At 58.3% G+C, this 23,360-nt stretch carries 21 protein-coding genes; 18 read left to right on the top strand and 3 right to left on the bottom strand.

Translation table 11 applies throughout. The features are described from left to right. Positions 1 to 42: 42 nt before the first annotated feature. The 7 genes from N0M98_RS21395 (at position 43) to N0M98_RS21365 (ending at position 8,162) form a co-directional block, all read left to right on the top strand. Positions 43 to 888, top strand: a complete 846-nt coding sequence (locus N0M98_RS21395) for a transketolase (protein ID WP_259619087.1) — start codon at positions 43 to 45, stop codon at positions 886 to 888. A gap of 1 nt (position 889) precedes the next feature. Beyond that, a complete protein-coding gene (locus tag N0M98_RS21390; RefSeq protein ID WP_259619086.1) occupies positions 890 to 1,861 on the top strand; it encodes a transketolase family protein in 972 nt (323 codons plus the stop codon). Continuing rightward, positions 1,858 to 3,351, top strand: a complete 1,494-nt coding sequence (glpK, locus tag N0M98_RS21385) for a glycerol kinase GlpK (RefSeq protein ID WP_259619085.1) — start codon at positions 1,858 to 1,860, stop codon at positions 3,349 to 3,351. Before N0M98_RS21390 ends, glpK begins: the two co-directional genes overlap by 4 nt. 254 nt (positions 3,352 to 3,605) lie before the next feature. Continuing rightward, on the top strand, positions 3,606 to 3,965 hold the full coding sequence (locus tag N0M98_RS21380; protein WP_259619084.1) for a type 2 periplasmic-binding domain-containing protein: 360 nt from the start codon (positions 3,606 to 3,608) through the stop codon (positions 3,963 to 3,965). A gap of 210 nt (positions 3,966 to 4,175) precedes the next feature. Next, the gene (locus tag N0M98_RS21375) at positions 4,176 to 4,979 is read left to right on the top strand and encodes a sugar phosphate isomerase/epimerase family protein (protein ID WP_259619083.1); all 804 of its coding nucleotides are present in this window, start codon (positions 4,176 to 4,178) and stop codon (positions 4,977 to 4,979) included. Between the two features lie 607 nt (positions 4,980 to 5,586). Beyond that, positions 5,587 to 7,125 carry a gluconokinase gene (gene gntK, locus N0M98_RS21370; RefSeq protein ID WP_375295524.1) on the top strand — a complete coding sequence of 513 codons (1,539 nt, stop codon included), beginning with the start codon at positions 5,587 to 5,589 and terminating at the stop codon, positions 7,123 to 7,125. 161 nt (positions 7,126 to 7,286) lie between these two features. After that, the gene (locus N0M98_RS21365; RefSeq protein WP_259619082.1) at positions 7,287 to 8,162 is read left to right on the top strand and encodes a radical SAM/SPASM domain-containing protein; all 876 of its coding nucleotides are present in this window, start codon (positions 7,287 to 7,289) and stop codon (positions 8,160 to 8,162) included. Positions 8,163 to 8,428: 266 nt separating this feature from the next. Here N0M98_RS21365 and N0M98_RS21360 read toward each other — a convergent pair whose 3' ends face one another. Next, on the bottom strand, positions 8,429 to 8,560 hold the full coding sequence (locus N0M98_RS21360; protein ID WP_259619081.1) for a hypothetical protein: 132 nt from the start codon (positions 8,558 to 8,560) through the stop codon (positions 8,429 to 8,431). 5 nt (positions 8,561 to 8,565) lie between these two features. After that, positions 8,566 to 8,763 (bottom strand): sporulation protein Cse60, encoded by a 198-nt coding sequence (locus N0M98_RS21355; RefSeq protein ID WP_249864460.1) that lies wholly within the window; start codon positions 8,761 to 8,763, stop codon positions 8,566 to 8,568. A 399-nt stretch (positions 8,764 to 9,162) separates the two neighbouring features. Here N0M98_RS21355 and N0M98_RS21350 point away from each other — a divergent pair, with 399 nt between their 5' ends. The 10 genes from N0M98_RS21350 to N0M98_RS21305 all read left to right on the top strand — a co-directional run bounded on the left by N0M98_RS21350 (position 9,163) and on the right by N0M98_RS21305 (position 21,631). After that, positions 9,163 to 10,056: a LysR family transcriptional regulator gene (locus N0M98_RS21350; RefSeq protein ID WP_259619080.1), complete on the top strand. Its 894-nt coding sequence runs from the start codon at positions 9,163 to 9,165 to the stop codon at positions 10,054 to 10,056. Between the two features lie 142 nt (positions 10,057 to 10,198). After that, positions 10,199 to 11,212, top strand: coding sequence for an LLM class flavin-dependent oxidoreductase (locus N0M98_RS21345; RefSeq protein ID WP_259619079.1), 1,014 nt, complete (start codon positions 10,199 to 10,201; stop codon positions 11,210 to 11,212). Positions 11,213 to 11,301: 89 nt separating this feature from the next. After that, on the top strand, positions 11,302 to 12,636 hold the full coding sequence (locus N0M98_RS21340) for an LLM class flavin-dependent oxidoreductase (RefSeq protein ID WP_259619078.1): 1,335 nt from the start codon (positions 11,302 to 11,304) through the stop codon (positions 12,634 to 12,636). 73 nt (positions 12,637 to 12,709) lie between these two features. Next, positions 12,710 to 14,035, top strand: coding sequence for an LLM class flavin-dependent oxidoreductase (locus N0M98_RS21335; RefSeq protein WP_259619077.1), 1,326 nt, complete (start codon positions 12,710 to 12,712; stop codon positions 14,033 to 14,035). A gap of 20 nt (positions 14,036 to 14,055) precedes the next feature. Next, on the top strand, positions 14,056 to 15,705 hold the full coding sequence (locus N0M98_RS21330; protein ID WP_259619076.1) for an ABC transporter substrate-binding protein: 1,650 nt from the start codon (positions 14,056 to 14,058) through the stop codon (positions 15,703 to 15,705). Positions 15,706 to 15,727: 22 nt separating this feature from the next. Further along, positions 15,728 to 16,654 (top strand): ABC transporter permease, encoded by a 927-nt coding sequence (locus tag N0M98_RS21325; protein ID WP_249864454.1) that lies wholly within the window; start codon positions 15,728 to 15,730, stop codon positions 16,652 to 16,654. A 127-nt stretch (positions 16,655 to 16,781) separates the two neighbouring features. Continuing rightward, positions 16,782 to 17,675 carry an ABC transporter permease gene (locus N0M98_RS21320; protein WP_259619075.1) on the top strand — a complete coding sequence of 298 codons (894 nt, stop codon included), beginning with the start codon at positions 16,782 to 16,784 and terminating at the stop codon, positions 17,673 to 17,675. Between the two features lie 18 nt (positions 17,676 to 17,693). Continuing rightward, positions 17,694 to 19,892, top strand: coding sequence for an ABC transporter ATP-binding protein (locus tag N0M98_RS21315; protein WP_259619074.1), 2,199 nt, complete (start codon positions 17,694 to 17,696; stop codon positions 19,890 to 19,892). A 42-nt stretch (positions 19,893 to 19,934) separates the two neighbouring features. Next, positions 19,935 to 20,408, top strand: coding sequence for a DinB family protein (locus tag N0M98_RS21310; protein ID WP_259619073.1), 474 nt, complete (start codon positions 19,935 to 19,937; stop codon positions 20,406 to 20,408). Beyond that, entirely contained in the window at positions 20,405 to 21,631 is a 1,227-nt protein-coding gene (locus tag N0M98_RS21305; protein WP_259619072.1) for a M20 metallopeptidase family protein, read from the top strand. Before N0M98_RS21310 ends, N0M98_RS21305 begins: the two co-directional genes overlap by 4 nt. Before the next feature lie 148 nt (positions 21,632 to 21,779). Here the strand turns inward: N0M98_RS21305 and N0M98_RS21300 are convergent, their stop codons facing one another. Continuing rightward, positions 21,780 to 22,640 carry an aldo/keto reductase gene (locus N0M98_RS21300; RefSeq protein ID WP_249864449.1) on the bottom strand — a complete coding sequence of 287 codons (861 nt, stop codon included), beginning with the start codon at positions 22,638 to 22,640 and terminating at the stop codon, positions 21,780 to 21,782. Positions 22,641 to 23,003: 363 nt separating this feature from the next. Between N0M98_RS21300 and N0M98_RS21295 the strand changes: the two genes are divergently transcribed. Continuing rightward, positions 23,004 to 23,339, top strand: coding sequence for an ArsR/SmtB family transcription factor (locus N0M98_RS21295; protein ID WP_249864448.1), 336 nt, complete (start codon positions 23,004 to 23,006; stop codon positions 23,337 to 23,339). Positions 23,340 to 23,360 lie beyond the last annotated feature (21 nt).

Genomic DNA, 23,360 nt, shown 5'->3' with positions numbered 1-23,360 from the left:
AAGACATATTTCCGGCCGCAAGCCGGGGCACAAGGAGGACATATGGACATAAGCGCATTGAAGGCCAAAGCCGCGGAAATCCGCACGCAGCTGCTGACGATGATTCATGCGGCCAAGACGGGGCATACCGGCGGCTCGCTCAGCAATACCGATATTTTAACGGCATTATATTATCATGTGATGAAAGTAGACCCGCAGCGGCCGAAATGGGAGGAGCGCGACCGCTTCGTCGCCAGCAAGGGGCATTCCGTGGAATCGCTCTGGTGCATATTGGCCGATCTCGGATTTTTTCCGAAGGAGGAGCTGGCCACGTTCAGCGGCTTCGGCACCCGGCTGATCGGACACCCCAACAATAAAGTGCCCGGCATCGAAATGAATACCGGAGCGCTCGGCCACGGTCTTGCGGTTTCCGTCGGGATGGCGCTGGCGGCGAAGCGGGACGGCAGTCCGTACCGCGTGTTTTGCCTGATGGGCGACGGCGAGCAGGCCGAAGGCTCCGTATGGGAAGCGGCGATGGCCGGGGCGCATTACAAGCTGGATCAATTGGTCGGAATTATCGACCGCAATCGGCTGCAGATCAGCGGTTCGACGGAAGAAGTGATGGGTCTGGAGCCGTTGGAAGAGAAATGGAGAGCTTTCGGGTGGCATGTCGTCTCGATCGACGGCAACGATATGGAAGCGCTTGTAAGAACGTTCGAGGCGGCGCCGGAGCAGAGCGGCAAGCCGACGCTGGTGATGGCCAACACGGTCAAAGGCAAAGGCGTTTCTTTCGCCGAAAATGTGCCGCATTGGCATCATCATGTGCCGAATGACGATGAGCTGGCTCTGGCGCTGAAGGAGCTGGAGGCAGAGCGGGAATGCCGGATACGGGAAGGGCAGGTGCTTTGAGATGATAAAATCGGCCAAAGCGGCAAATACGATTCCGAACCGCCAAGTCATTTGCGAAACGCTGATGGAGCTGGCGCAGACGGACAAGGACATTATGGTGCTTGCCAGCGATTCGCGCGGCTCGGCGGCGATGGCACCGTTCGCCAAACAATTTCCCGGGCAATTTGTCGAGGTCGGCATCGCCGAGCAAAATATCGTGGGGATATCGGCAGGGCTCGCCCACAGCGGCAAGAAGCCGTTCGTCGCTTCGCCGGCTTGCTTCCTCAGCATGAGGAGCATCGAGCAGATTAAGGTCGACGTAGCTTATTCGGGCATGAACGTCAAGCTCGTAGGCATTAGCGGCGGAGTCAGCTACGAGGCGCTCGGCATGTCGCATCATTCGGTGCAAGATATAGCGGTTGCCCGGGCGATTCCCGGTCTCGCCGTCATCCTTCCCGCCGACCGCCATGAGACGAAAAAGATGACGGAGGCGCTTGTCGGCTACGAAGGCGGCGTCTATGTCCGCATCGGGCGCAATCCGGTGGAGGATGTGTACGATTCCGACGGATACGAGTTTGTCATCGGCAAGGCGGTAACGATGCGCGAAGGAAAGGACCTGACGATCATCGCCGCCGGAGAGACGGTGCGGATCGCTATGGATGCGCAGGAGCTGCTTCAGGAGGCCGGCGTATCCTGCCGCGTCGTCAATATGCATACGATCAAGCCGCTCGACGAAGAGGCGATTGTTAGGGCGGCCGAGGAGACCGGCCATATTATGACGGTTGAAGAGCACAGCATTCACGGAGGGCTCGGCGCCGCCGTAGCGGAGGTCGTCGTCCAGCATCGGCCGGTGCCGATGCGGATTATCGGCATACCGGATGAGCCCGCCATCGCCGGCAAGTCGGCCGAAGTGTTCCGGCACTACGGAATCAGCGCGGACAATCTGAAGCGGGTGGCGCTGGAACTGATCGGCCGCAAGGAGAAGCTGGGATGAGCAAGGACTTTCTCCTCGCCGTCGATCAAAGCACGTCAGGGACCAAGGCGCTCGTCGTCAACCGATCGGGACAAATTGCGGCCAGGAGCGCCGTCGGCCATACGACGGCCTATCCTCAGCCGGGCTGGGTCGAGCAGGACCCGGAGCAAATCTATGCCAACGTCAAAGCTGCGATCAAGCAGGCGCTCGCCGATGCGGGAATCACTCCGCAGCAGCTCGCCGCGCTGACGATCACGAACCAGCGGGAGACGGCCGTTCTGTGGGACCGCACGACCGGGCGGCCGGTCTATCCGGCTATCGTCTGGCAGTGCCAGCGGACGGCGGATGCCTGCGGGGCCTACAAGGCGGCCGGGCACGAAGCGAAGGTGCGGGCGGCTACCGGCCTGCAGCTCGACCCGTATTTTTCCGCCGCCAAATGGCGCTGGATGCTCGATCATGCGGCAGGCGCGGCCGCCAAGCTGGCGGAAGGAAAGCTGCTGGCGGGCACCGTCGACAGCTGGCTGCTGTGGAAGCTGACGGGCGGCCGGGTGCATGCGACCGACTATACGAATGCGAGCCGCACTTCATTGTTTAACATCCGCACGCTGCGATGGGATGAGGAGATGTGCAGCCTGTTCGGCGTTCCCGCGGAGCTGCTTCCCGAGGCGAAGCCGTCCGACGCCGTCTTCGGATATACCGAAGATCCGGATTTGTTCCCGGAGCGTATTCCGATCTCCGGCATCATCGGCGATTCGCAGGCGGCGCTGTACGGGAACCGCTGCTGGCTGCCGGGCATGGCCAAGGCGACCTACGGCACCGGCACCTCGGTGCTGATGAATGTGGGAGGGCAGCTGGCTGACGCCGGAGAAGGACTCGTCAGCGCCGTCGCCTGGGGCGCGGGCGGCAAGGTGGCGTATGCGCTGGAGGCGGTAATCCGCACTTCCGGCGACAGCATCAAGTGGGTGCGGGATAATCTGGGCCTGTTCTCCAGCTTCTCCGAGATGGAGGAGCTGCTGGCCGGCGCCCCGGACAACGAGGGCGTCTATCTCGTGCCGGCCTTCGTCGGCCTCGGCGCCCCTTATTGGGACGCTTACGCCAGAGCGTCGATTACCGGGATGAACCGCGGCACGGGCAAGGCGCACATCGTGCGGGCTGCGCTGGAGAGCATCGCTTATCAAGTATGCGACGCGGTGAAGCTGCTGGAGTCGGCCTCCGGCCTGCGCTTGGCGGAGCTGCGCGCCGACGGCGGCGCATCGGATAACGCCGCGCTGATGCAGTTCCAGGCGGATATGCTGGGACAGCCGGTTGCGAAGCCGGAAGTGGCGGAGCTGTCGGCGATCGGCTCCGTATACTTGGGCGGCCTCGGGGTCGGCTTCTGGCGCTCGCAGGACGAGATCGCCGCGCTTCCGGCCGTATACCGCGAGTATCGGCCCGCCATGGACGCAGTCCGGCGGGAAAGCTATTACGCCGGGTGGCGGCAGGCGGTCGCTACGGTGCTGACCGGCCGCTGATCCGCGCGGCGAATACTATATAATGAAAAGGCCGCTCTTGTTCAAGGAGCGGCCTTTTCGTTGTTTAGGAAATGATGCGCAGCCATATCCTGTGGAAATCCGTGGGCTCCCCCGAAAGGAATGTCTACCCATAGAACGATCCCGGCGGATTGGTTAGACGCCGATCCAGCTTAGGCTGGATGCGGACGGAATAAGCTTCAGAGCATCACGTCACTTTTGGGGGATTTGTTCCGTTTGCCCGTGAAGCTTGCGAAGTGGAAACTCCATACCCAATCTTGAACAGGGCGGCGCTGGACGGAGCCATGGAGCCGCTCGATCCGCCGATCGACGAGTACGCGCCTCATATCAAGCAGTTTTTGCAGGATAATACGTACGCCAAAGCAGGATCTGTCGCAAGGGGCGGCAAATTGTATTATATCCCCTATATAATGGAAGCAGAGGCTTCGGAAGGGAGGGATATTCGCCGGGATTGGCTCGATAAGCTCGGGCTGCACCGGTGCCGAAGACGGCGGAGGAATATTGCCGGACATCTGAAGGCGTTCCGGGCACAAGACCCGACCGGCAGCGGCAAGAAGGATGAAGGCCGGTCGAGCCGATTTACGATAAATACGTGAAGCGTCCGGAAAGAAATGGGGATGGACGCAGTCATTAAAATTTTATGAGGACGCCTATGACCGGTATCGAAAAAAACAGTTAATACGGCGGGGACGACCCGAATACGTCAGAATGAAACGGTTCGAGGGAGAAGGGGCTGGGCTGGGCGCTCCGCGACGAGGCGGCATTATCTATTCATTGATTTTAACTTGCGGGAGGATGAAGGTTATATGAAACTATCTTTTACCACGCTAGGCTGTCCGGATTGGGAGCTTGACCGTATTATTCACAGTGCCGCCGAGTACGGCTTCGACGCCGTCGATTTTCGCGGACTCGCCGGGGAGATGAATCTGTACAAGCTGCCGGCGTTCTCAGGAGGCGTCTCCCGGACGAGGGAGCAAATTCGCGGCGCAGGGCTCGCCGTATCGTGCTTCTCCAGCTCCGTTCATATCGTTTCGAAGGACAACTTCGAGCGCAATCTCGCCGAGATTCGCGAATACGCCAAGCTGTGCTCCTTCTTCGACACGCGCTATATCCGCGTCTTCGGCGGCTCGATCGGCGATTTGAGCCGGGACGAAGCGGTGCGGACGGCAGTCCGTCATCTGGAAGAGATGGCGGCGGTCGCCAAGGAATACGGCGTCAAGCTGCTGCTGGAAACCCATGACGATTGGACCGCTTGCGCCGATGTCTTGACGGTAATGAAGCAGGTCGACCCCGAGGCGGTCGGCGTGCTGTGGGATCTGCATCATCCGTACCGGATGCTGGGCGAGCGGCCGGAGGAAACGTGGGCGGCGCTCGGCCCGTGGATTCACTATACGCATGTGAAGGATTCCTATAAGAAGCCGGAAGGCGGGTTCCAATACTGTCTGCTGGGCGAAGGGGACGTGCCGCTGAAATCGATGCATACGCTGCTGCAGGAGCGGGGCTATGACGGTTACTACACGCTGGAATGGGAGAAGAAATGGCATCCCGAACTGGCGGAACCCGATATCGCCTTCCCTCAGTACGTTCAGTTTATGCGAAGCTTGAACTGACATTCGCCGTACCGGAACGGCTATAAACGCGAACAGGCGGTAAGCGGCGTCTGCCGCAGAAGTTTTTTATATCATTGTCAGTCGACGAGGACGACAAGTCATGAGCGGCTGCGGGCCGCGATTATCGGTCTAGGACGAAGCGGCCAAGCGATTCAACGAGATACGCTGAACCGGTTGAAGGACGGATTCGAGATTGCGGCGGGCGCCAATCCGCCTCTACCGCTTTGCGCTGCGGGACTACGCGGTGCTGGCGTCGTCGGTATTTCTGCTGGCGCTGATAGTTTGGCTGTAAGCTGTATTCAGGCTGCTTTTTTAAGCGGGTAATCGCCCGCTTGAGAAGCAGCTTTTTGTCGTGGACTCAGAAGCCCGGTGAGTAACGAGCGGAGGGGCTGCCAGCTTTTCAGGTTAGCCGGTATGAAAATATGGGTAAGTAGTCATAATTTGGGCAAAGTAAAGGGTGAAGCTTGGGGGCCCGGAACGCGCCGCTGCGATGTTATTCATAAATGGTTATCGAAGGGTAAGGGTACCGACATGCGCAACGAGTTCGGCGGCCATGAGGGGATTACCTCATGAAGGGGTGCAGATCAGGCTTAAGGAGGGTGAAATCATGAGCGGCAACTTTGTAATCGGCGTGGACATCGGAACGACGAGCACCAAGTCCGTATTGTTTCATACGTCGGGCAAGCTCGTCGCCAGCTGCGGCATGGAATACCCGCTGTTCTCGCCGAAGCCGGGGGTCGCCGAGCAGGACCCGGAACAGATCTTCGCCGCCGTCGTCGGCACGATCAAGCAGGTTGTCTCAGATAGCGGCATCGATCCGAGCGATGTGGTGTGCGTGTCGTTCAGCTCGGCGATGCATAGTCTGATTGCGGTCGACGCGCAAGGACAGCCGCTGACGGCTTGCATGACATGGGCCGACAACCGCAGCGCCCGCTGGACGGAACGAATTCGCGAGGAGATGAACGGCCACCGGCTGTACTTGCGTACGGGCACGCCGCTGCACCCGATGTCGCCGCTCAGCAAGCTGACTTGGCTGCGCCACGAGGAGCAGGAGCTGTTCGCCAAGGCGCATAAGTTCATTTCGATCAAGGAGTACGTCTTCTATAAGCTGTTCAAGCGGTATGTGATCGATTATTCCATCGCCTCGGCCACCGGCCTGTTCCATCTGGAGCGGCTGACCTGGGACGAGGAGGCGCTGCAAGTAGCCGGCGTCACCGCGGACAAACTATCCGAGCCTGTGCCGACCACGCGCGCGATGACCGGCTTGGACCCGGCATGGGCCAAGCAGATGAACCTGCCGGAGTCGGTTCCCTTCGTCGTAGGTGCAAGCGACGGCGTACTGTCCAATCTCGGCGTCAACGCGATCGATCCGGGAACGGTAGCCGTCACCATCGGGACGAGCGGAGCGATCCGCACAGTAACGGACCGCCCGGTGACCGATCCCAAGGGGCGCATCTTCTGCTACGCGCTGACGGAGCGGCATTGGGTGATCGGCGGACCCGTCAATAACGGCGGGATGATTTTCCGCTGGGTGCGGGATCAGCTGTGCGCCGCGGAGATGGAGACGGCGGTCCGCCTGGGGCGGGACCCGTACGATATTTTGACCGAGATCGCCTCCCGGGTAAAGCCCGGAGCAGGCGGCCTGATCTTTCATCCTTACTTGACCGGCGAGAGGGCTCCGCTATGGGATGCCAATGCCCGCGGCTCGTTTTTCGGACTCGGCCTGCATCATAAGAAGGAGCATATGATCCGCGCCGTGCTCGAAGGGGTTATTTTCAACCTGTATACCGTGTTCATGGCTTTGCAGGAGCTGATCGGCCAGCCGGGCAAAATTCAAGCGACAGGCGGCTTCGCTCGCTCGGAGCTGTGGCGCCAGATGATGGCGGACATATTCGACCGGGAGGTCTACGTTCCCGAGAGCGTGGAGAGCTCTTGTCTCGGCGCCGCGATCCTCGGCTTGTACGCGCTCGGCGAAGTCGATTCGCTGCATGTCGTCTCCCGGATGGTCGGGGCGTCGCATCATCATGCTCCGAATCAGGACTATGTCCCGATCTATCGCGATTTGAGCCGCATCTACGTGCGAATTTCCCGGCTGATGAAAGAGGAGTACGGGGAAATCGCCGCTTTCCAGCGGAAGTATCTATAATTTGTTTTGGCCCCCGGCTGCTGCGGCCGAAGAAACGAAACCTTCGATTCTTCGCTGCTGCGGCTTTTTTTGCCATAAAAAAGAATGGCGGCAGGTGCGCTTCCTAGTGTAGGATGGTAGAATATAAATATCGATTACAGCACATAGAAGAAGGAAGCCGAATGAGAAAATTTAAAAAGTTTTATGTTGAAATTACGAGTGTGTGCAATTTGGCCTGCACCTTCTGCCCGCCGACCAAGCGTCAGGCGAATTTTATCAAGATCGACGCGTTTACGCATATTCTCGATCAGGTGAAGCCGTTCACCGATTACATTTATTTCCATGTGAAGGGCGAGCCGCTGCTTCATCCCAAAATCGACGAGCTGCTCGACTTAAGCCATGAGCGGGGGTTCAAAGTGAACCTGACGACGAACGGAACGCTGCTGCCGAAGGTGCGGCACAAAATTATGATGAAGCCGGCGCTGCGTCAGGTCAACATCTCGCTGCACAGCTTCGACGGCCATGTCGGTTCAAAGGACCGGGAAGGTTATGTCGCCAACGTGCTGTCTTTTGCCAAAGAGGCTTCGGAAAAAAATAATGTGACCATCTCGCTGCGGCTGTGGAATCTCGATCCGGATAATACGACGAATGCGGAAAGACAGCGGAACAGGGAAATGCTATCGATGATCGAACGGGAATTCGGCCTTGATTACCGGATCGAAGAGAAAGTCGTGCGGGGCAGCGGCACCAAAATTGCCGATCGTATTTACATTAACCAGGATCATGAGTTTCAATGGCCCGATCTGAAGGAAGAGGAAGATGAGGGCAAGGGCTTTTGCCACGGCCTGCGCAACCAGGCGGCGATTTTATCGAACGGTACGGTCGTGCCGTGCTGTCTGGACGGAGAGGGCGTCATTAATTTGGGCAACGTTCACGACAAGCCGTTCGCGGAAATTATTGCGGGCGAGCGGGCGACCAAGCTGTATGACGGGTTTTCCCGAAGAGAAGTTGTCGAAGAGCTGTGCAGAAAATGCGGTTACCGCAGAAGATTCGGTTAAGAGGCGCGGTGGATGAGTGGAGAACATGTCAACTGAGAAGATACAGCCGATAACCGCCGCCAAGAAGCGGTTTTACTTGGGGCTATGGACGAGGAATAGTTGGAGAAGGAAACGGCCGTCTTGCGCGCTTTATACGGCGGGGACGGACGTTTCCTCGTTTTCTGCATCTTATAGTGAATGCGCTTCCATTGAGCGGCGAGACCCGAGCTCGGATTGTTCGGTCGAGACGAACGAACCTTCCGGCGGGTTGTGCACGCCTCTGTGGGCTACCAGACAATCCATATGACGACCAATACGGCCAAGGCGACAGAGGATAGGACCGATACGGCCAAGAAGAGAATTCGGAACAAGTTCTCGTTGTTGTTGGAGCTGTCATTGCGACGGGCATCACGATTCATTCAAACTAATCTCCAGTATTAGAAGTTCTGTACACGACCAGAATCGTGCTGCGTTGGTATTCGCTTTTATCGGGCTTGCTTTTGATTAACGTGCCGTAGCTGATGCTGACGAACTGCTCTTCCTTTAAGGTAGCCAGAAAATCGTTGGCTTTTCTTTCGGCATAGCTGCTGTCCGAATCGATAAATTCCTTGACTTGAATCATACTATCACCCTTCTCGATCATATTTTGCTGCACAGGAAGGATTAACCAATTAATGTAAAATGTCCCTGTATGCAGTAAGGCATTCCACCCTTGCATAAGGGGGAATGCCTATTAGTAGTAACATAACATAATGCCCGTCAAGAGTCAAACGAGATTTGTTCGAACCGGCGGTTCCGTTTTGTAAATAAGCCGCTTTCGAAAAAAGAGGAGAAAGTTGTAAAAATCATTGACAAAACGATGGACTGCTCATAAAATAAATACAACTAATCACATAGGAATTATCGGTATCCACCGGAACGACTGGAGATACATAGGCCTCGATAGAGAAGGGGTAGATGTGTCTTTTTTGTTTTGCCAAAAAAAGATCAGGTCATAGAAAACGATAGGGGGCCCGCAGCAATGAATCTGGATCATATCGAGGCTTTCGTGTATGTCATTCATTTTAACAGCTTCAATAAGGCGGCCGACGCGTTATTCCTGTCCCAGCCTTCCGTATCGGCGCGAATTCAGGCGCTGGAGAGGGAACTGGACGCGAAGCTGTTCGAACGGGAAGGAAGACATTTTACGCTGACGGAAAAAGGCAAGCAGTTTCTCCCTTATGCCCAGCAAATACTGCAGGCGATGAAGAAGGGAAAGCAGCAACTGCAGCAGATGAGAGCGGAGCTGCATGAGCTGAGAATAGGCTGCATGGTGTCCGTATCCAATTATATCGTACCGGAAATATTGCCGCTGCTGAAACTCCGGTATCCGAATGTTCAGATCAAGCTGATTACCGCTTCCAGCGAGGCGATCATGGAGAAGCTGGTCAATAAAGAGATCGAGCTGGGGCTTGTGCGAAATCTCACGCATCCCCACGCGGACTCGGTCAAATTCTATGAAGATCCGATCCGGCTGTTTGTTCATGAGGGGCATCCGTTTATCGGCATGAAGGAGGTGACGATGGAGGATGTCGGCAGCCAGCCGTTAGTGTTTTTTGAATGCGGCTCGCTCGATTGGATGAAGATTCACCGCCTGTTCGACGCGCTAGACCAGCCGCCGAATATCGAATTCCATGTCGATAATCTGGAAACCGCGAAGAAGCTGGTTCTGAAACAAGTCGGCATCAGCTTCCTGCCGTCGCTCTCCGTCGCCAAGGAACGGGAGGAAGGGCGGCTGGTTCCGATCGACGCTCCGTCTCTGGCCAGCCTTTCTTTGCGGACGAATCTGATTGCGCTAAAAGGGGAATGCACGGAGTTCTATTCAGCCGTTCTAGATATCGGAAGGACGATTCAGGCGGAGTCGGCGCTTCGATAAAATGTTTCGATTTAACAATAGAAAAGCCTTATTATCCGGGCCGTTGACGCTCTATAAGGACGATGCTAAGCTTTAGGCATGACATTAAAACTGATAAAACCAATAGGATATATGGTTATTTATTCTTAAGGAGGTGCAAGCCGTGGGACTTAAGCTAAGCATCCTGGATCAGAGCCCGATCGGCGAACGGGAAACGGCGGAAGAGGCGTTCCGCCATACGGTGGAGCTGGCGAAGAAAGCCGAACAGCTCGGCTATTACCGGTTTTGGGTTTCGGAGCATCACGATTCCGAAGCGTTGGCAGGCTCGTCTCCGGAAGTGCTGATAGCCTACCTGCTGGCCCATACCGAGCGCATTCGCATCGGCTCCGGCGGGGTGATGCTGCAGCATTACAGCCCTTATAAAGTGGCTGAAAATTTCAACGTGCTATCGTCCCTGGCCCCGGGACGCGTCGATCTGGGCATCGGGCGTGCGCCCGGAGGGCTTCCGCGCTCGACCAAAGCGCTGCAGCAGGGAAGCGGGCAGTACGCCCAGCCGCTGGAGGCGAAGCTGGCGGAGCTGGAGCAGTACTTGCATCACCGGCTGCCTGAAGAACATCCGCTGCACGGGGTTAAGGCCGCACCGCTGCCGCAAAAGCCGCCCGAGCTGTACTTGCTCGGCACGAGCATCTCCAGCGCGCAGCTGGCGGCAAGATCGGGCGTTCCTTATGTGTTCGCCCGATTCATTAACGGCGACGAGCACATCGCAGAGCAGGCGCTGCTCGAATACCGCTCGCAGTTTACGTCCCGCGGAAGCGAACAGCCGCAGGCGCTTATGGCGGTGTCCGCGATCGTGACCGAGTCGGATGCGGAAGCCGAGGCGCTGGCGGCCGGTTCGAAGCATGTCAAGATCCACCTGGAGAGCGGCCGAACGATCAATGTCAAAAGCCTGGAGGCCGCCGAAGAATACGGACGGCAAACCGATGAGAAATTCACGGTCGAGGTGAAGGACGCCCCGATCATTTACGGCTCCAAGCATACCGTCCGCCGCCAGTTGCAGGAATTGCAGCAGCGGCACGGCATTGATGAGCTGATCGTGGTTGTCTCGATGAAAGGCTTTGCCGCACGGCTTCGCGCTTACGAGCTGCTGCAGGAGGCGTTCGCCGAACAGCCTGTATAAAAGTATAGGGCCGAGAGCCTAACCAAGAAAGATCCGTTCAGACGAACCGGCGAACCGTTCAAAACCACATTTTACGAGGAGGCATTACGATGACAGCACAAAGAAAGATCAAATTCGGAGCGATTATTCACGGGGTAGGCGGCAATATGGGAGCTTGGAGACATCCCGATGCGATTGCCGACGCCAGCGTCAACTTTGACTTCTATAAACAGCAGGCGCAAAAAGCGGAAGCCGGCAAGTTCGATCTCGTCTTTATCGCCGACGGCTTATATATTAACGAGAAATCGCTCCCGCATTTTTTGAACCGGTTCGAGCCGATCACGATCTTGTCGGCGCTCGCCGCCGTGACGTCCCGGATCGGGCTGGTCGGCACCTTGTCGACTTCGTACAGCGAGCCGTTCACCGTGGCCAGACAGTTCGCGTCGCTGGATCATATCAGTCACGGGCGCGCGGGCTGGAACGTGGTGACTTCCCCGCTCGAAGGCTCGGCGCTGAACTTCAGCAAGACGATCGAGCAGCATCCGAACCATCCGACACGGTACCGGATTGCCTCGGAATATTTGCAAGTGACCAAGGGGCTGTGGGATTCCTGGGAGGACGATGCATTTATCCGGGATAAAGAGTCCGGCGTATTTTTCGATCCGAACAAACTGCACCGGCTTGACCATCAAGGCGAGTTTTTCTCCGTGCAGGGTCCGTTGAACATCGCCAGATCGAAGCAAGGCCAGCCGGTCGTCTTCCAGGCGGGCTCGTCGGAGGACGGGAAAAATTTGGCGGCGCGGGAAGCCGATGCGATCTTCACCGGGCATCCTGCGCTTGCCGACGCGCAGCGGTTTTATCAGGATGTGAAGGGCCGGGCCGCTGCGCTGGGGCGGAACCCGGACGACATCGTCATTTTGCCCGGCATCAGTCCGATCATCGGGCAAACCGCGGAGGAAGCCGAGCGCAAATATGAGGAAATCGCTAACCTGGTAACGATTGAGAAGGCGCTGGATTACTTGGGCCGTTATTACGATCATCACGATTTTACGCAGTATCCGCTCGACGAGCCGTTCCCGGAACTGGGCGAGCTCGGCCAAAACAGCTTCCGCAGCACGACCGACCGCATCAAAAGACAGGCCAAGGAGCAGGGCTTGACGCTTCGTCAGGTGGCGATCCGGGAGGCGACGCCGAAGACGCAGTTCATCGGTACTCCCGAGCAGGTCGCCGATCTCGTGCAGGAATGGTTCGAAGGACGGGGAGCGGACGGGTTTATCGTCGGGTCGAGCGTGCCGAACGGCTTGAATGATTTCGTCGATTACGTCGTGCCGATTTTGCAGGAACGCGGCATTTACCGTACGGAATACGAAGCGGATACGCTGCGCGGGAATTTGGGGCTGCCTTTCCCGGTGAACCGCTATGCGAAGGAAGCCGTCGCCAAATAAGCAGCGGGTCCTTCTTGGGCCGGAAACGGGTTGAAACGAGCATATGTTATGGATGATAAAGGAGGAAGCGTATATGGCAGGCGGAAGAAAGCTGAAATTCGGCGCGGGGCTGAGAGGGCCCGGAGGCAATATGGCGGGATGGAGACATCCCGATGCGGTGGCCGACGCAAGCACCAATTTTGCATACTACACGAAACTGATCCAAAAAGCCGAGGAGGGCAAGCTGGACTTCGCCTTTATCCCCGACGGACTGTACATTAACGAGAAGTCGATTCCGTTCTTCTTGAACCGGTTTGAGCCGGTGACGATTTTATCGGCGCTGGCCGCCGTCACGTCGCGGATCGGGCTGGTCGCTACGCTGTCCACCTCGTACAGCCAGCCGTTCACCGTCGCCAGGCAGTTCGCCTCGCTCGATCAGATCAGCGGGGGCCGGGCCGGCTGGAACGTGGTGACTTCTCCGCTGGAAGGCTCGGCGGCGAACTACAGCAAAGCGGAGCATCCGGCGCATGAGAAGCGGTACCGGATCGCTTCCGAGTTCATTCAAGTCGCCAAAGGGCTGTGGGATTCCTGGGAAGACGACGCTTTTGTCCGGGACAAAGAGACGGGGGTGTTCTTTGATCCGGATAAAATGCACCGGCTTGATCATCAGGGCGAGTTTTTCTCCGTGCAAGGCCCGCTTAATATCGGCCGGTCCAGGCAAGGACGCCCGATCGTGTTCCAGGCCGGTTCGTCGGACGACGGGCGCGATCTGGCGGCGCAGGAAGCGGACGCCGTGTACACGAATCCCGAGTCGCTGGAAGCGGCGCAAGCTTTTTACCGCGACGTGAAAAACAGGGCGGCCGCCTACGGCAAAGCGCCGGAGGACATCGTCATTCTGCCCGGTCTGAACCCGATCATCGGGGAGACGGAAGAGGACGCCGAGCGCAAATACCGGGAGGTCGCAGGCCTCGTCACAGTACCGGATGCGCTCAACTTCCTGGGCCGCTTCTTCGACCATCACGATTTTGCGCAGTATCCGCTCGACGAGCCGTTCCCGGATTTAGGCGGGCTGGGCGACAATCAATTCCGGGCGACGACGGAGCAGATCAAGCGGCTGGCCAGAGAGAACGGTCTGACGCTTCGCGAAACGGCGCTGAGGGTGACGACGAAGAAGAGCGAGTTCAGCGGCACGGCCGAGCAGGTGGCGGACCGGATTCAAGCCTGGTTCGAAGCGGAGGCCGCCGACGGATTTATTCTCGGAGAAGCCTATCCGGGGGCGCTGCATGAATTTGTCGATCAAGTCATTCCTATTTTGCAAGAGCGGGGCTTGTTCCGAACCGAGTACGAGGCGGATACGCTGCGCGGGAATTTAGGGCTTAAATACCCAGTGAGTCGATATGTAAAAGGGGTATTACAATGACAGAGCGGAGTGGACTTATCATGAAAACAATCCATTGGTTGAAATACGTCGCTTTAGCGTCCGTCCTTATGATGGTGCTATCCGGCTGCGCGGGCGGGGCGAACCCGAACCCGTCGGCAAACTCGGCGGGCGCTGCGCAGGGAAGCGGCGCGGCGGCTGCTCCGGGAGGCGAGCTCAGCTTCGCGCTGGCGACTTCGCCGGATACGCTGGACCCTCACCGAAGCGGTCTGGCCGTAGCGGTGCGGGTAATCCGGACGATCTACGACAGCTTGGTCGTCCAGCTGCCGGACGGCACGATCAAGCCGTGGCTTGCCACCGAATGGACGGTCTCGCCGGACGGCAAGAGCTACACGTTCAAGCTGCGCCAAGACGTGAAATTCCACGACGGCACGCCGTTTAACGCCGAGGCGGTGAAGTTCAATTACGACCGCATTATCGATCCGCAGACGAAGGCGAGCAACGCCTTGGCGCTGATCAGACCGTACCAATCCTCGGAGGTTATCGACGAATATACGATCAAGCTGAATCTGGAGACGCCGTCCGCCGCCTTTCTCGGCAATCTGAGCCAGGCGCTGCTCGGCATCGTGTCGCCGACGGCGGCGAAGAAGTACGGCGACGAATTCGGCAAGCATCCGGTCGGAAGCGGCCCGTTCACGTTCGTGAAATGGAACGAGAATGCCGACATTCAAGTGGCGAAGAACCCCGAGTACCGTTGGGCGCCAGAAATCGTCGAGAATAAAGGGCAGGCGTCTTTGGATGCCATTGCGTTCAAGATCGTGCCGGAGGAAGCGACGAGAATCGGCAGCGTGCAGAGCGGGCAGGTGCTGGCCGCCGAGACGGTTCCGCCGCAAAACGTGCTTGCGTTGAAGAGCGATCCGAAAACCCAGCTCATCCAGGTAAATACGGTGGGATTGCCGTACACGCTCTTCTTTAACCAGAGACGGGCTCCGTGGAATGAAGTGAAGGCAAGGCAGGCCGTTCAGTACGCCGTCGACGTCGATGCGATTGTCAAAACGTTGTACCTCGGCACGTACCCCCGCGCCTGGTCCGCGTTGACGCCGGGAATATTCGGCTATGACGCTTCGCTGGAAAATACGCTGAAGCCGGATTTGGCCAAGGCCAATAAGCTGCTCGACGAGCTGGGCTGGGCGAAGGGGGCGGACGGCATCCGCGAGAAGGACGGCAAGAAGCTGACGCTGCATTACGTGGACGGATCGCCGAACCGGGAGAAGCGCAACGATATCGCGGTGATGATCCAGCAGCAATTGAAGCAGGTCGGCATCGCCGTTGAGGTGGAGATTACGAAGGATACCGCGACCGTCGTCTACAAGAACGGCGCTCACGATCTGTACGGCAACAGTCAGGTGAACTCCGATCCCGACGCGCTTCGCAACTTTTACCATACGCAGGACCCGAAAGCGACCAAATTGACGATTGCCGGCGTATCCGATCCGCAGCTGGACGAATGGCTGGAGCAGGGCACCGTAGAGCTGGATGCGAGCAAGCGGAAGGATATTTACAAGAAGGTTCAGCATTACCTGATCGATAACGCGGTCATCCTGCCGATCTATGTGTTTCCGTATACGGTCGCCGCGTCCAAAAACGTCAAAGGCTTAAAGTTCGATTCGCTCGGATATCCGCTGTTTAACGACGTTACCGTAGTGAAATAACGAATAGAAGGAGTCCGTGGATATGGCCAAGACGATGATAGAACGGTTCATTACCTCTTTGCTGGTCGTAGCGGGATCGATGGTGCTCGTATTTTGCATCATCTACGTGCTCCCGGGCGATCCGGTTCTTTCGATGCTTGATCCGGCTTCGGCGACTCCGGAAATGATCGCGAATCTGCGCCATCAGCTTGGTCTGGATCAGCCCTTCTACGTGCAGTTCGGCCGTTATTTCGCCGGGGTGCTTCACGGCGATTTCGGCAGGTCGATGATCAACAGCGATCCCGTGCTGCCGAAAATTGTGACTCATTTCCCGGCTACGCTCGGGCTAACGCTGGCGAGCACGCTCATCTCCGTCGTGCTCGGCGTGCTGCTCGGCGTGTTGTCGGCCATCCACCGCAACAAGTGGATCGATATCGTCGCCCGCTTGGTGGGACTGTTCGGCATCTCGATGCCGACATTCTGGTCCGGCATTCTGCTGATTCTGATCTTCTCCGTTTCACTCGGCTGGTTTCCTGCCATGGGCTCGGAGGGGCTGGCGACGCTGGTCCTCCCGTCCCTGACTTTGGGCATTGTCGGTGCGGGCTTTATCGTGCGCATGGTGCGCAACAGCATGCTCGAGGTGATCGGCGAGCCGTTCATCGTGACGCTCCGTTCCAAGGGCTTGCCGGAGCGGGCGGTGATGTACCGTCATGCGCTGCGCAACGCGCTCATTCCGGCCATTACGATCATCGGCATTCATATCGGCGATTTGATGGCGGGCACCGTTGTCGTAGAGACGGTATTTTCGAGACAGGGGATCGGCAGAATCATCGCGGACGCCATTATGGCCAAAGATTTGCCGGTCGTGCAGGGGGTCGTCTTTTTCTCGGCGCTGGTGTATGTAGCGGTCAATTTTCTGGTCGATCTCTCGTATTCGCTTATCGATCCGCGGGTGCGGCGTTCGCATTAATGCAGCGTTCCCCTTGGAGCACCGTTTGCATTAGAAAATCGTTCGCATTAGAACACCGTTCGTATTAGAAAACCGTTCAACGGAAGGCGATACTTTACCACCAAGCTTGTTTAGGAGGGACACGGTTATGAAGGAAGTGATATCCGCCAAGACCGTATGGAAGGAGAAGAGGCTGCGGACCTCCTTATCCAGGCCTGCAAGGAAGGCTGCTGCCTCCGAGCTGTTCGTATACGGCGCGGGCCTCGTCATCTTGTTTATTCTCGCCTGCGCCCTGTTCCCGAAAGGGATCGCGCCTTATGCGCCGACGCAGATGTTTGCCGATAGCATCCTGCAGCCGCCGAGCCGGACGCATCTGCTCGGAACGGATTATTTCGGAAGAGACGTATTCAGTCTCGTCGTGTACGGCAGCCGGGATTCGCTGTTCATCGGCGTCGCCTCGGTGCTGGTCGGCGGTCTGCTCGGAGGAACGATAGGAGCCGTATCCGGTTATATCGGCGGCGTCCTAGATATGATCCTGATGCGGTTTATCGAGGTGCTGATGACGATTCCCGGCATTTTGCTCGCGCTGGCTATAGCCGCCGCTTTGGGCCCGCACCTGTTCAACATCGTCTTCGCGGTCGCCGTCTCGGCGGTGCCTGGCTATGCCAGGGTGATGCGCGGGCAAATCCTCAGTATGAAGCATCGCCCGTTCGTGACGGCCTCGCGCTCTATCGGAGCTTCCCCGCTGCGCATGTTCTGGTGGCATGTGCTGCCGAACGCCTGGTCCCCGCTGCTCGTCATGGCGACGATCGGACTCGGCTCGGCGATTCTCGTCGGCTCCGGGCTGAGCTTCCTCGGGCTCGGCGTGCTGAAGGAAATTCCCGATTGGGGAGCGCTTCTCTCCCAGGGCAGAGGATATTTGACCGTCGCCTGGTGGATCGCCACCTTTCCCGGTCTGGCGATTACGTTATTCGTGCTATCCGTCAATCTCATCGGCGACAGGCTGAGGGACGCCTTGGACCCGAAGAAAAGCAGAGCATAATACAGGAGGTGGCTCACCATGAATCAACTGCTCGACATTCAGCATTTGTCCGTCGACTTTAGGACGCCCAAGGGCGTGCTCACCGCCATAACGGATGTGACTTTGCACATGCAGCCCGGCGAAACGGTATGCCTTGTCGGGGAGTCGGGAAGCGGCAAGACGATCACCTCCAAATCGGTGATGCGGCTGGTGGACTTCGAGAACGGAAGCATCGGCGGCGGCAGCATCCTGCTGGACGGCGTCGATCTGACCGCGCTGCCGGAGCGGGAGCTTAGAGCCTTAAGGGGCAAAAAGATGGCGATGGTGTTTCAGGAGCCGATGGCCGCGTTCGATCCGGTGTTCACGATCGGCAGCCAGATCGTCGAATCGATTCTCGAGCATGAGCAGGTCGGCAAAGCGGAGGCATGGCGGCGCGCCGTTTATCTGCTCGGCAGAGTCGGCATACCGGAGCCGGAGCTGCGCATGAAGCAGTACCCGAATGAACTGTCGGGAGGCATGCTGCAGCGGGCGATGATCGCCATGGCGCTGGCCTGCGGGCCGGAGCTATTGATCGCCGACGAGCCGACGACGGCGCTCGATGTGACGATTCAGGCGCAAATTTTGCACTTGCTGCAGGAGCTGAAGCAGGAATTTCGCATGTCGATCCTGCTGATCACGCATGATATGGGCATCGCCGCCGAAATGGCGGACCGCATCATCGTGATGTACGCCGGAACGGTCGTCGAGCAGGCGACCGTCTACCAGCTGTTCGAGCAGCCGCATCATCCGTATACGCGGGGGCTGCTGCAATCGATTACGACGATGGACAGCGACCGCAGCGGCAAGCTGTTCTCGATTGAGGGCTCGATTCCGAATTTGGCGGAGATGCCGACAGGCTGCCGGTTTCATCCGCGCTGCCCTTATGCGACGGACCGGTGCGCCAAGGACAGCCCGCCGTTATTCCATGTGAACGGGCGGCAATCCGCCTGCTGGTATGCCGAGGAGCTTGTCCGGTCCGAAGCTTGGCAAGCCTCGGGCGCTGCGGCCGGAGCTGCAGGGTCTGCACGGGAAGACGGGACGGCGGCAGGCCGCTCTTTGCAAGAGACCGCTTGGCTTGATGGCGCGCCCGAGACCGCAGCATCGTCCCGATCCGGGGCTGTGCCCGATCCGGACGCCGAAAAGATAAATCTAATTTTTACCAATCGATCAAAACTCGCGCCGCCGTTATCCGCCGCCGAAGCTTTTACATCCGACGGGGCAGCGAAGGAGCGCGGCAATCTTTTCGAAGTGCAGGGACTGCATAAATATTATCCGCTGAAAAAAAGTTTGCTGAGTCGTCCGGCCGCATACATCCGCGCCGTCGACGACGTTTCCTTCACGATCCGCAAAGGCGAAACCTTCGGCCTCGTCGGCGAATCCGGCAGCGGCAAATCGACGCTGGGACGCCTCCTGCTGCAGCTGGAGAAGGCGACCCAAGGAAGCGTGCTGTTTCAGGGAACGGATTTGTCGGCGCTGCGTGCCGCAGGCTTGCAGGAAGCCCGCAGAAACATGCAGATGATCTTTCAGGACCCGTACGGCTCAGTCAATCCGCGCTGGAAGGTCGGAGACATTATCACGGAGCCGTTCAGGGTGCACGAGGCGTCCTTAAGCGGCGCCGAGAAGCGCCGCAGGGCGGAGGAGCTGCTGCAGGCGGTGGGGCTCAATCCGGCCTGGCATGACCGCTACCCGCATGAGTTCTCCGGCGGACAGCGGCAGCGGATCGGGATCGCCCGGGCGATTGCGCTCCGGCCGCAATTTATTCTCGCCGACGAGGCGGTTTCGGCGCTCGACGTGTCGGTGCAAGCGCAGATCGTCAATCTGATGCAGGACTTGCAGAGACGGCTCGATCTGACCTATTTGTTCATCGCGCACGGACTCAATATCGTCAGGCATATTTCCGACCGGATCGGCGTGATGTATTTGGGCAAGCTGGTCGAGATCGGGCCGAGCGAGGAGCTGTTCCGGCATCCGGCCCATCACTACACCCGGGGGCTGATTTCTTCCATTCCTGCGGCCGATCCGACCCGCAAGCGCGAATGGATTTCGATACAAGGGGAGATTCCGTCCCCTGCGAGTCCTCCTGCCGGCTGCCGCTTCCACACGAGATGCCCGGCGGCAACGGCCGGCTGCCGGGAGGCGCAGCCGGAGCTGACCCAAGTGGCGCCGGACCATTGGGCGGCCTGCCATTATCCGGTCTGAGCGCCGGCAGCTAACGATACCGAATTACGGGAGGAATTTACGATGAGTTACAATCAACAAGTCATTGATTTGGCAGCTTATACCGATACGTACCGCCAGTTGAAGGAAGCGATCGCAGGACTGAGCGAGGAGCAGCTGAAATATAAACCGGCTCCCGACAAGTGGAGCGTGACCGAGGTGCTGTCGCATTTGGCCGATCACAGCATCGTGTTTTCGTTTCGCGTCCGCAAGATCATTTCCGAAGACAACGCGCAGCTGGCGGCGTTTCAGCAGGACCCTTGGGTCAGCCGGTCCAGGGCGAACGAGGGCTCCGCTTCCGATATTCTGGACGCGTTCGGGGCGCTGCTTGCCTATAACAAGCTGCTGTTCCAGCGATTGTCCGCCGAAGATTGGGCCAGATCGGGCGTGAATTTCAAGGGAGAGACGGTTACGCTGGAAAGCTCATTGCTCGCCTTTATCCGCCATGTGCAGACCCATCTGGGGCAGATCGAGCGCATTAAGAGCGCGCTGGCATGAGCGGCGAAGCGATCTTAGCGTATGCCGACACGCTGGAGGAGGAGCTCGTCGCCATTCGGCGGGATTTGCACCGGCATCCGGAGCTGCTCTACGATGTGCATCGGACCGCGGCCAAGGTCGCCGGTCTGCTCGAGGAATGGGGGCTGGAGGTCCGGCGCGGTGTCGGACGGCATTTCGGCATGGGCGTCGTCGGCATTCTTCGCGGGCGGGCGGAAGGACGAACCGTCCTGCTGCGGGCAGATATGGACGCGCTGCCCATTCAGGAGGAGAATGACGCGGCGTACAAGTCCCGCCATGAAGGGGTCATGCATGCGTGCGGCCATGACGCTCATACGGCGATGCTGCTCGGGGCCGCCAAGGCGCTCAGCCGGTTTCGGGAGGAGCTGCGCGGCACCGTGAAGTTCGTGTTCCAGCCTGCGGAGGAAGGGGCCAGACCGGTTCCCGAGGACGGACGGCTGCTCAGCGGAGGCCGGGATATGATCGAGGACGGCATCCTCGAAGGCGTGGACGCAGGCTACGCGTTCCACGTTTGGCCGGAGCTGCCTATAGGCACCGTCGGCGTTCACCGCCAATACGCGATGGCGGCTTCCTATCATTTCACCGTCCAATTCCACGGCGTCACCGGCCATCACAGCACCCCGCACCAAGCGGTGGACGCCATCGTCATGGCGGCCCAATTCATCGGCGAGATCAAGGTGGCGATGTCCACCGAGCTGGACCCGATGGAGCCGGCCGTGCTGTCCTACGGCACGCTGCGCGCCGGCAGCGCGCATAATGCGATAGCGGATCACGCCGTGCTCACCGGCACGTTCCGCGCCTTCGACAAGGAGACGATCCTCCGGATTGTGCATGCGCTGGAGCATCGCGCCGGGGCGGTCGCCGCCTCGTTCGGCGGCCGCAGCGATGTCCGCCTGCGGGAGGGGACGCCGCTGCGCAACGATCCGCGGGCGGTCCGGCAGGTGCAGGCCGCCGGCGCGAAGGTGTTCGGCGAAGCGAACACGCTGCTGCTCGATGCGCCGAGCCTGGCCGGCGAAGATTTCGCCTGGTATTTGGAGCGCATACCGGGGGCCTTCGTCTTTATCGGCGCCGGGAACGCGGAGCGGGGAATCGTTCATCCCGTTCATCATCCGCGGTTCGACGTAGATGAACGGGTGCTGGCGTACGGAGCCAAGCTGCATATTCAGCTGGCGAGACAAGCCCTGGAGGAAGATTGGACGAATTGAAAGGACGCCCGAAAATTAGAAGGAGGAAGCCCCGGCAGCGGGACTTCCTCCTTCTTTGCATTGCTATTTGCTCGGGCGGGTTGGCCATCCGCAGCTTGTCCGGCGGCGACGGTCAGACCAGCGTCCAGCCGATCTCGCCCGAGGCGCTTTAGGACCGCTCGTACCACTGGCCGGACGTCCAGCCGCTCGCTTTCCAGCGCAGCACGTCCGGGTTGGCGAGATGCATGATTTGCTTGAAAAACTCCAGCCGTTCCGTATCGCCGAAAGGCGTGAAGCTTCTGGCTGCGGCCAAATTCCGCTCAAGCTGCTCCATCGATTCCATTCCGACGATAGTCGTCGATACGGGCAGCGACAGCGTATAGCGCAGCGCCTGCTCGTACCAGGGAGCCAGCTTGCCGAGCGCGAACACTTTCATCCCGATGACCGCCACCCCGCGTTCGACCGCCTTGGGCACAAACTCATGAGCGAAGCTGTAAATGAAGTGATCGGCGGCGGAGAGAGCGACCAAGGCGCTGTCGAATGGGAAGCGGTCGATTGCCTCCAGCTGCACCTGCGGGTTCGTATGCCCGCTGATGCTTATTTTACGGACGATGCCTTGTTCCTTGGCCTCGAGCAGCGCTTCCATCGCTCCGCCTTTGGCAAAGCATTGATCGAGCTCTTCCCGCGTCATAATATTGTGCAGCCGCCATTCGTCGACATGGTCGGTCTGCAGCCGGTTCAGGCTCGCTTCGAGCAGCCTCCGCGACCCGTCCCGGGTCCGGTCATGCGTTTTCGTCGCAATCCATACCTCATGCCGCCGGGAGCGGAGCGCCTTGCCCAGCCGTTCCTCCGACTGCCCGTTCGAATAACTAGGAGCCGTGTCAAAGTAAGTTATTCCTTCATCCACGGCCCGGTTTACGATCCGGATCGCTTCCTCTTCAGTGCAATGATGCTCGTCCACAATTCTTTGCGCGCCGAAGCTGAGCAGCGGGAAGGACCGGCCGGTTGCGCCGAAAGGTCTTATTTCCAAAACGTATCACTCCTTGATAATCGGGGATGGTAGTTCGTTCTTATTCCTCTTCGTCCCATTTGCGCGAGTAAGCTTTTTTCGTTACCCAGAACGTTAATCCGCATACGATGGCGATAACTATGACGCCTAATACTATCGTCGAGCCAATTCCCATGAGCTTGAGCTCCTCCGTTCGCCGGCCTGCTTGCCTTAAGATTTGAATTTCACATGATTTGAATATATGGGTATTATAAAGCATACGCCTGCAATACTCAATGAAGCCGAAGGCGCTGCCGCCCGCGAGGATTCTTCTTCAGTTGAACGGCGATCATTTTATGATATGATATTATTTATACTTGGAATGGATGAGGAGAATCAATCCGTATGAATTATGAACTGCAGCAATTTAAGGCCGATTTTTTCAAGGCGTTGGCCCATCCGATGCGCATCCGTATTCTGGAGCTGCTGTCCGAAGGAGACAAAAGCGTGAATGAAATTCAAGCGCTGATCGGCAGCGAAGGCTCGGCCGTCTCCCAGCAGCTAGCCATCTTAAGAAGCAAAAATGTCGTCTACGGAAGCAAAGAAGGGACGACCGTCATATACAGCTTGCGCGATCCCCTGGTCAAGGATTTGCTGCAGGTGGCCAAGCGTATTTTCGACAATCATCTGGTCGGGGCGATCTCTCTGCTTGAGAGTATGCGCACTTCGGACCCTACATAATACGTAAAACGGATCTTATCG

The sequence above is a fragment of the Paenibacillus doosanensis genome, assembly GCF_025060755.1.
GTDB classification, from domain to species: domain Bacteria; phylum Bacillota; class Bacilli; order Paenibacillales; family NBRC-103111; genus Paenibacillus_S; species Paenibacillus_S doosanensis.
This window is presented reverse-complemented; position numbering and strand designations above follow the sequence as displayed.

Bases quoted from the DNA above. Each gene is read 5' to 3' on its own strand.
- N0M98_RS21350 (WP_259619080.1), top strand. From the start codon at position 9,163: ATGAATCTGGATCATATCGAGGCTTTCGTGTATGTCATTCATTTTAAC.
- N0M98_RS21355 (WP_249864460.1), bottom strand. From the start codon at position 8,763: ATGATTCAAGTCAAGGAATTTATCGATTCGGACAGCAGCTATGCCGAA.
- N0M98_RS21365 (WP_259619082.1), top strand. From the start codon at position 7,287: ATGAGAAAATTTAAAAAGTTTTATGTTGAAATTACGAGTGTGTGCAAT.
- N0M98_RS21395 (WP_259619087.1), top strand. From the start codon at position 43: ATGGACATAAGCGCATTGAAGGCCAAAGCCGCGGAAATCCGCACGCAG.
- gntK (WP_375295524.1), top strand. From the start codon at position 5,587: ATGAGCGGCAACTTTGTAATCGGCGTGGACATCGGAACGACGAGCACC.
- N0M98_RS21315 (WP_259619074.1), top strand. From the start codon at position 17,694: ATGAATCAACTGCTCGACATTCAGCATTTGTCCGTCGACTTTAGGACG.
- N0M98_RS21325 (WP_249864454.1), top strand. From the start codon at position 15,728: ATGGCCAAGACGATGATAGAACGGTTCATTACCTCTTTGCTGGTCGTA.
- N0M98_RS21330 (WP_259619076.1), top strand. From the start codon at position 14,056: ATGAAAACAATCCATTGGTTGAAATACGTCGCTTTAGCGTCCGTCCTT.
- N0M98_RS21375 (WP_259619083.1), top strand. From the start codon at position 4,176: ATGAAACTATCTTTTACCACGCTAGGCTGTCCGGATTGGGAGCTTGAC.
- N0M98_RS21335 (WP_259619077.1), top strand. From the start codon at position 12,710: ATGGCAGGCGGAAGAAAGCTGAAATTCGGCGCGGGGCTGAGAGGGCCC.
- N0M98_RS21360 (WP_259619081.1), bottom strand. From the start codon at position 8,560: ATGAATCGTGATGCCCGTCGCAATGACAGCTCCAACAACAACGAGAAC.
- N0M98_RS21320 (WP_259619075.1), top strand. From the start codon at position 16,782: ATGAAGGAAGTGATATCCGCCAAGACCGTATGGAAGGAGAAGAGGCTG.
- N0M98_RS21310 (WP_259619073.1), top strand. From the start codon at position 19,935: ATGAGTTACAATCAACAAGTCATTGATTTGGCAGCTTATACCGATACG.
- glpK (WP_259619085.1), top strand. From the start codon at position 1,858: ATGAGCAAGGACTTTCTCCTCGCCGTCGATCAAAGCACGTCAGGGACC.
- N0M98_RS21390 (WP_259619086.1), top strand. From the start codon at position 890: ATGATAAAATCGGCCAAAGCGGCAAATACGATTCCGAACCGCCAAGTC.
- N0M98_RS21340 (WP_259619078.1), top strand. From the start codon at position 11,302: ATGACAGCACAAAGAAAGATCAAATTCGGAGCGATTATTCACGGGGTA.
- N0M98_RS21305 (WP_259619072.1), top strand. From the start codon at position 20,405: ATGAGCGGCGAAGCGATCTTAGCGTATGCCGACACGCTGGAGGAGGAG.
- N0M98_RS21295 (WP_249864448.1), top strand. From the start codon at position 23,004: ATGAATTATGAACTGCAGCAATTTAAGGCCGATTTTTTCAAGGCGTTG.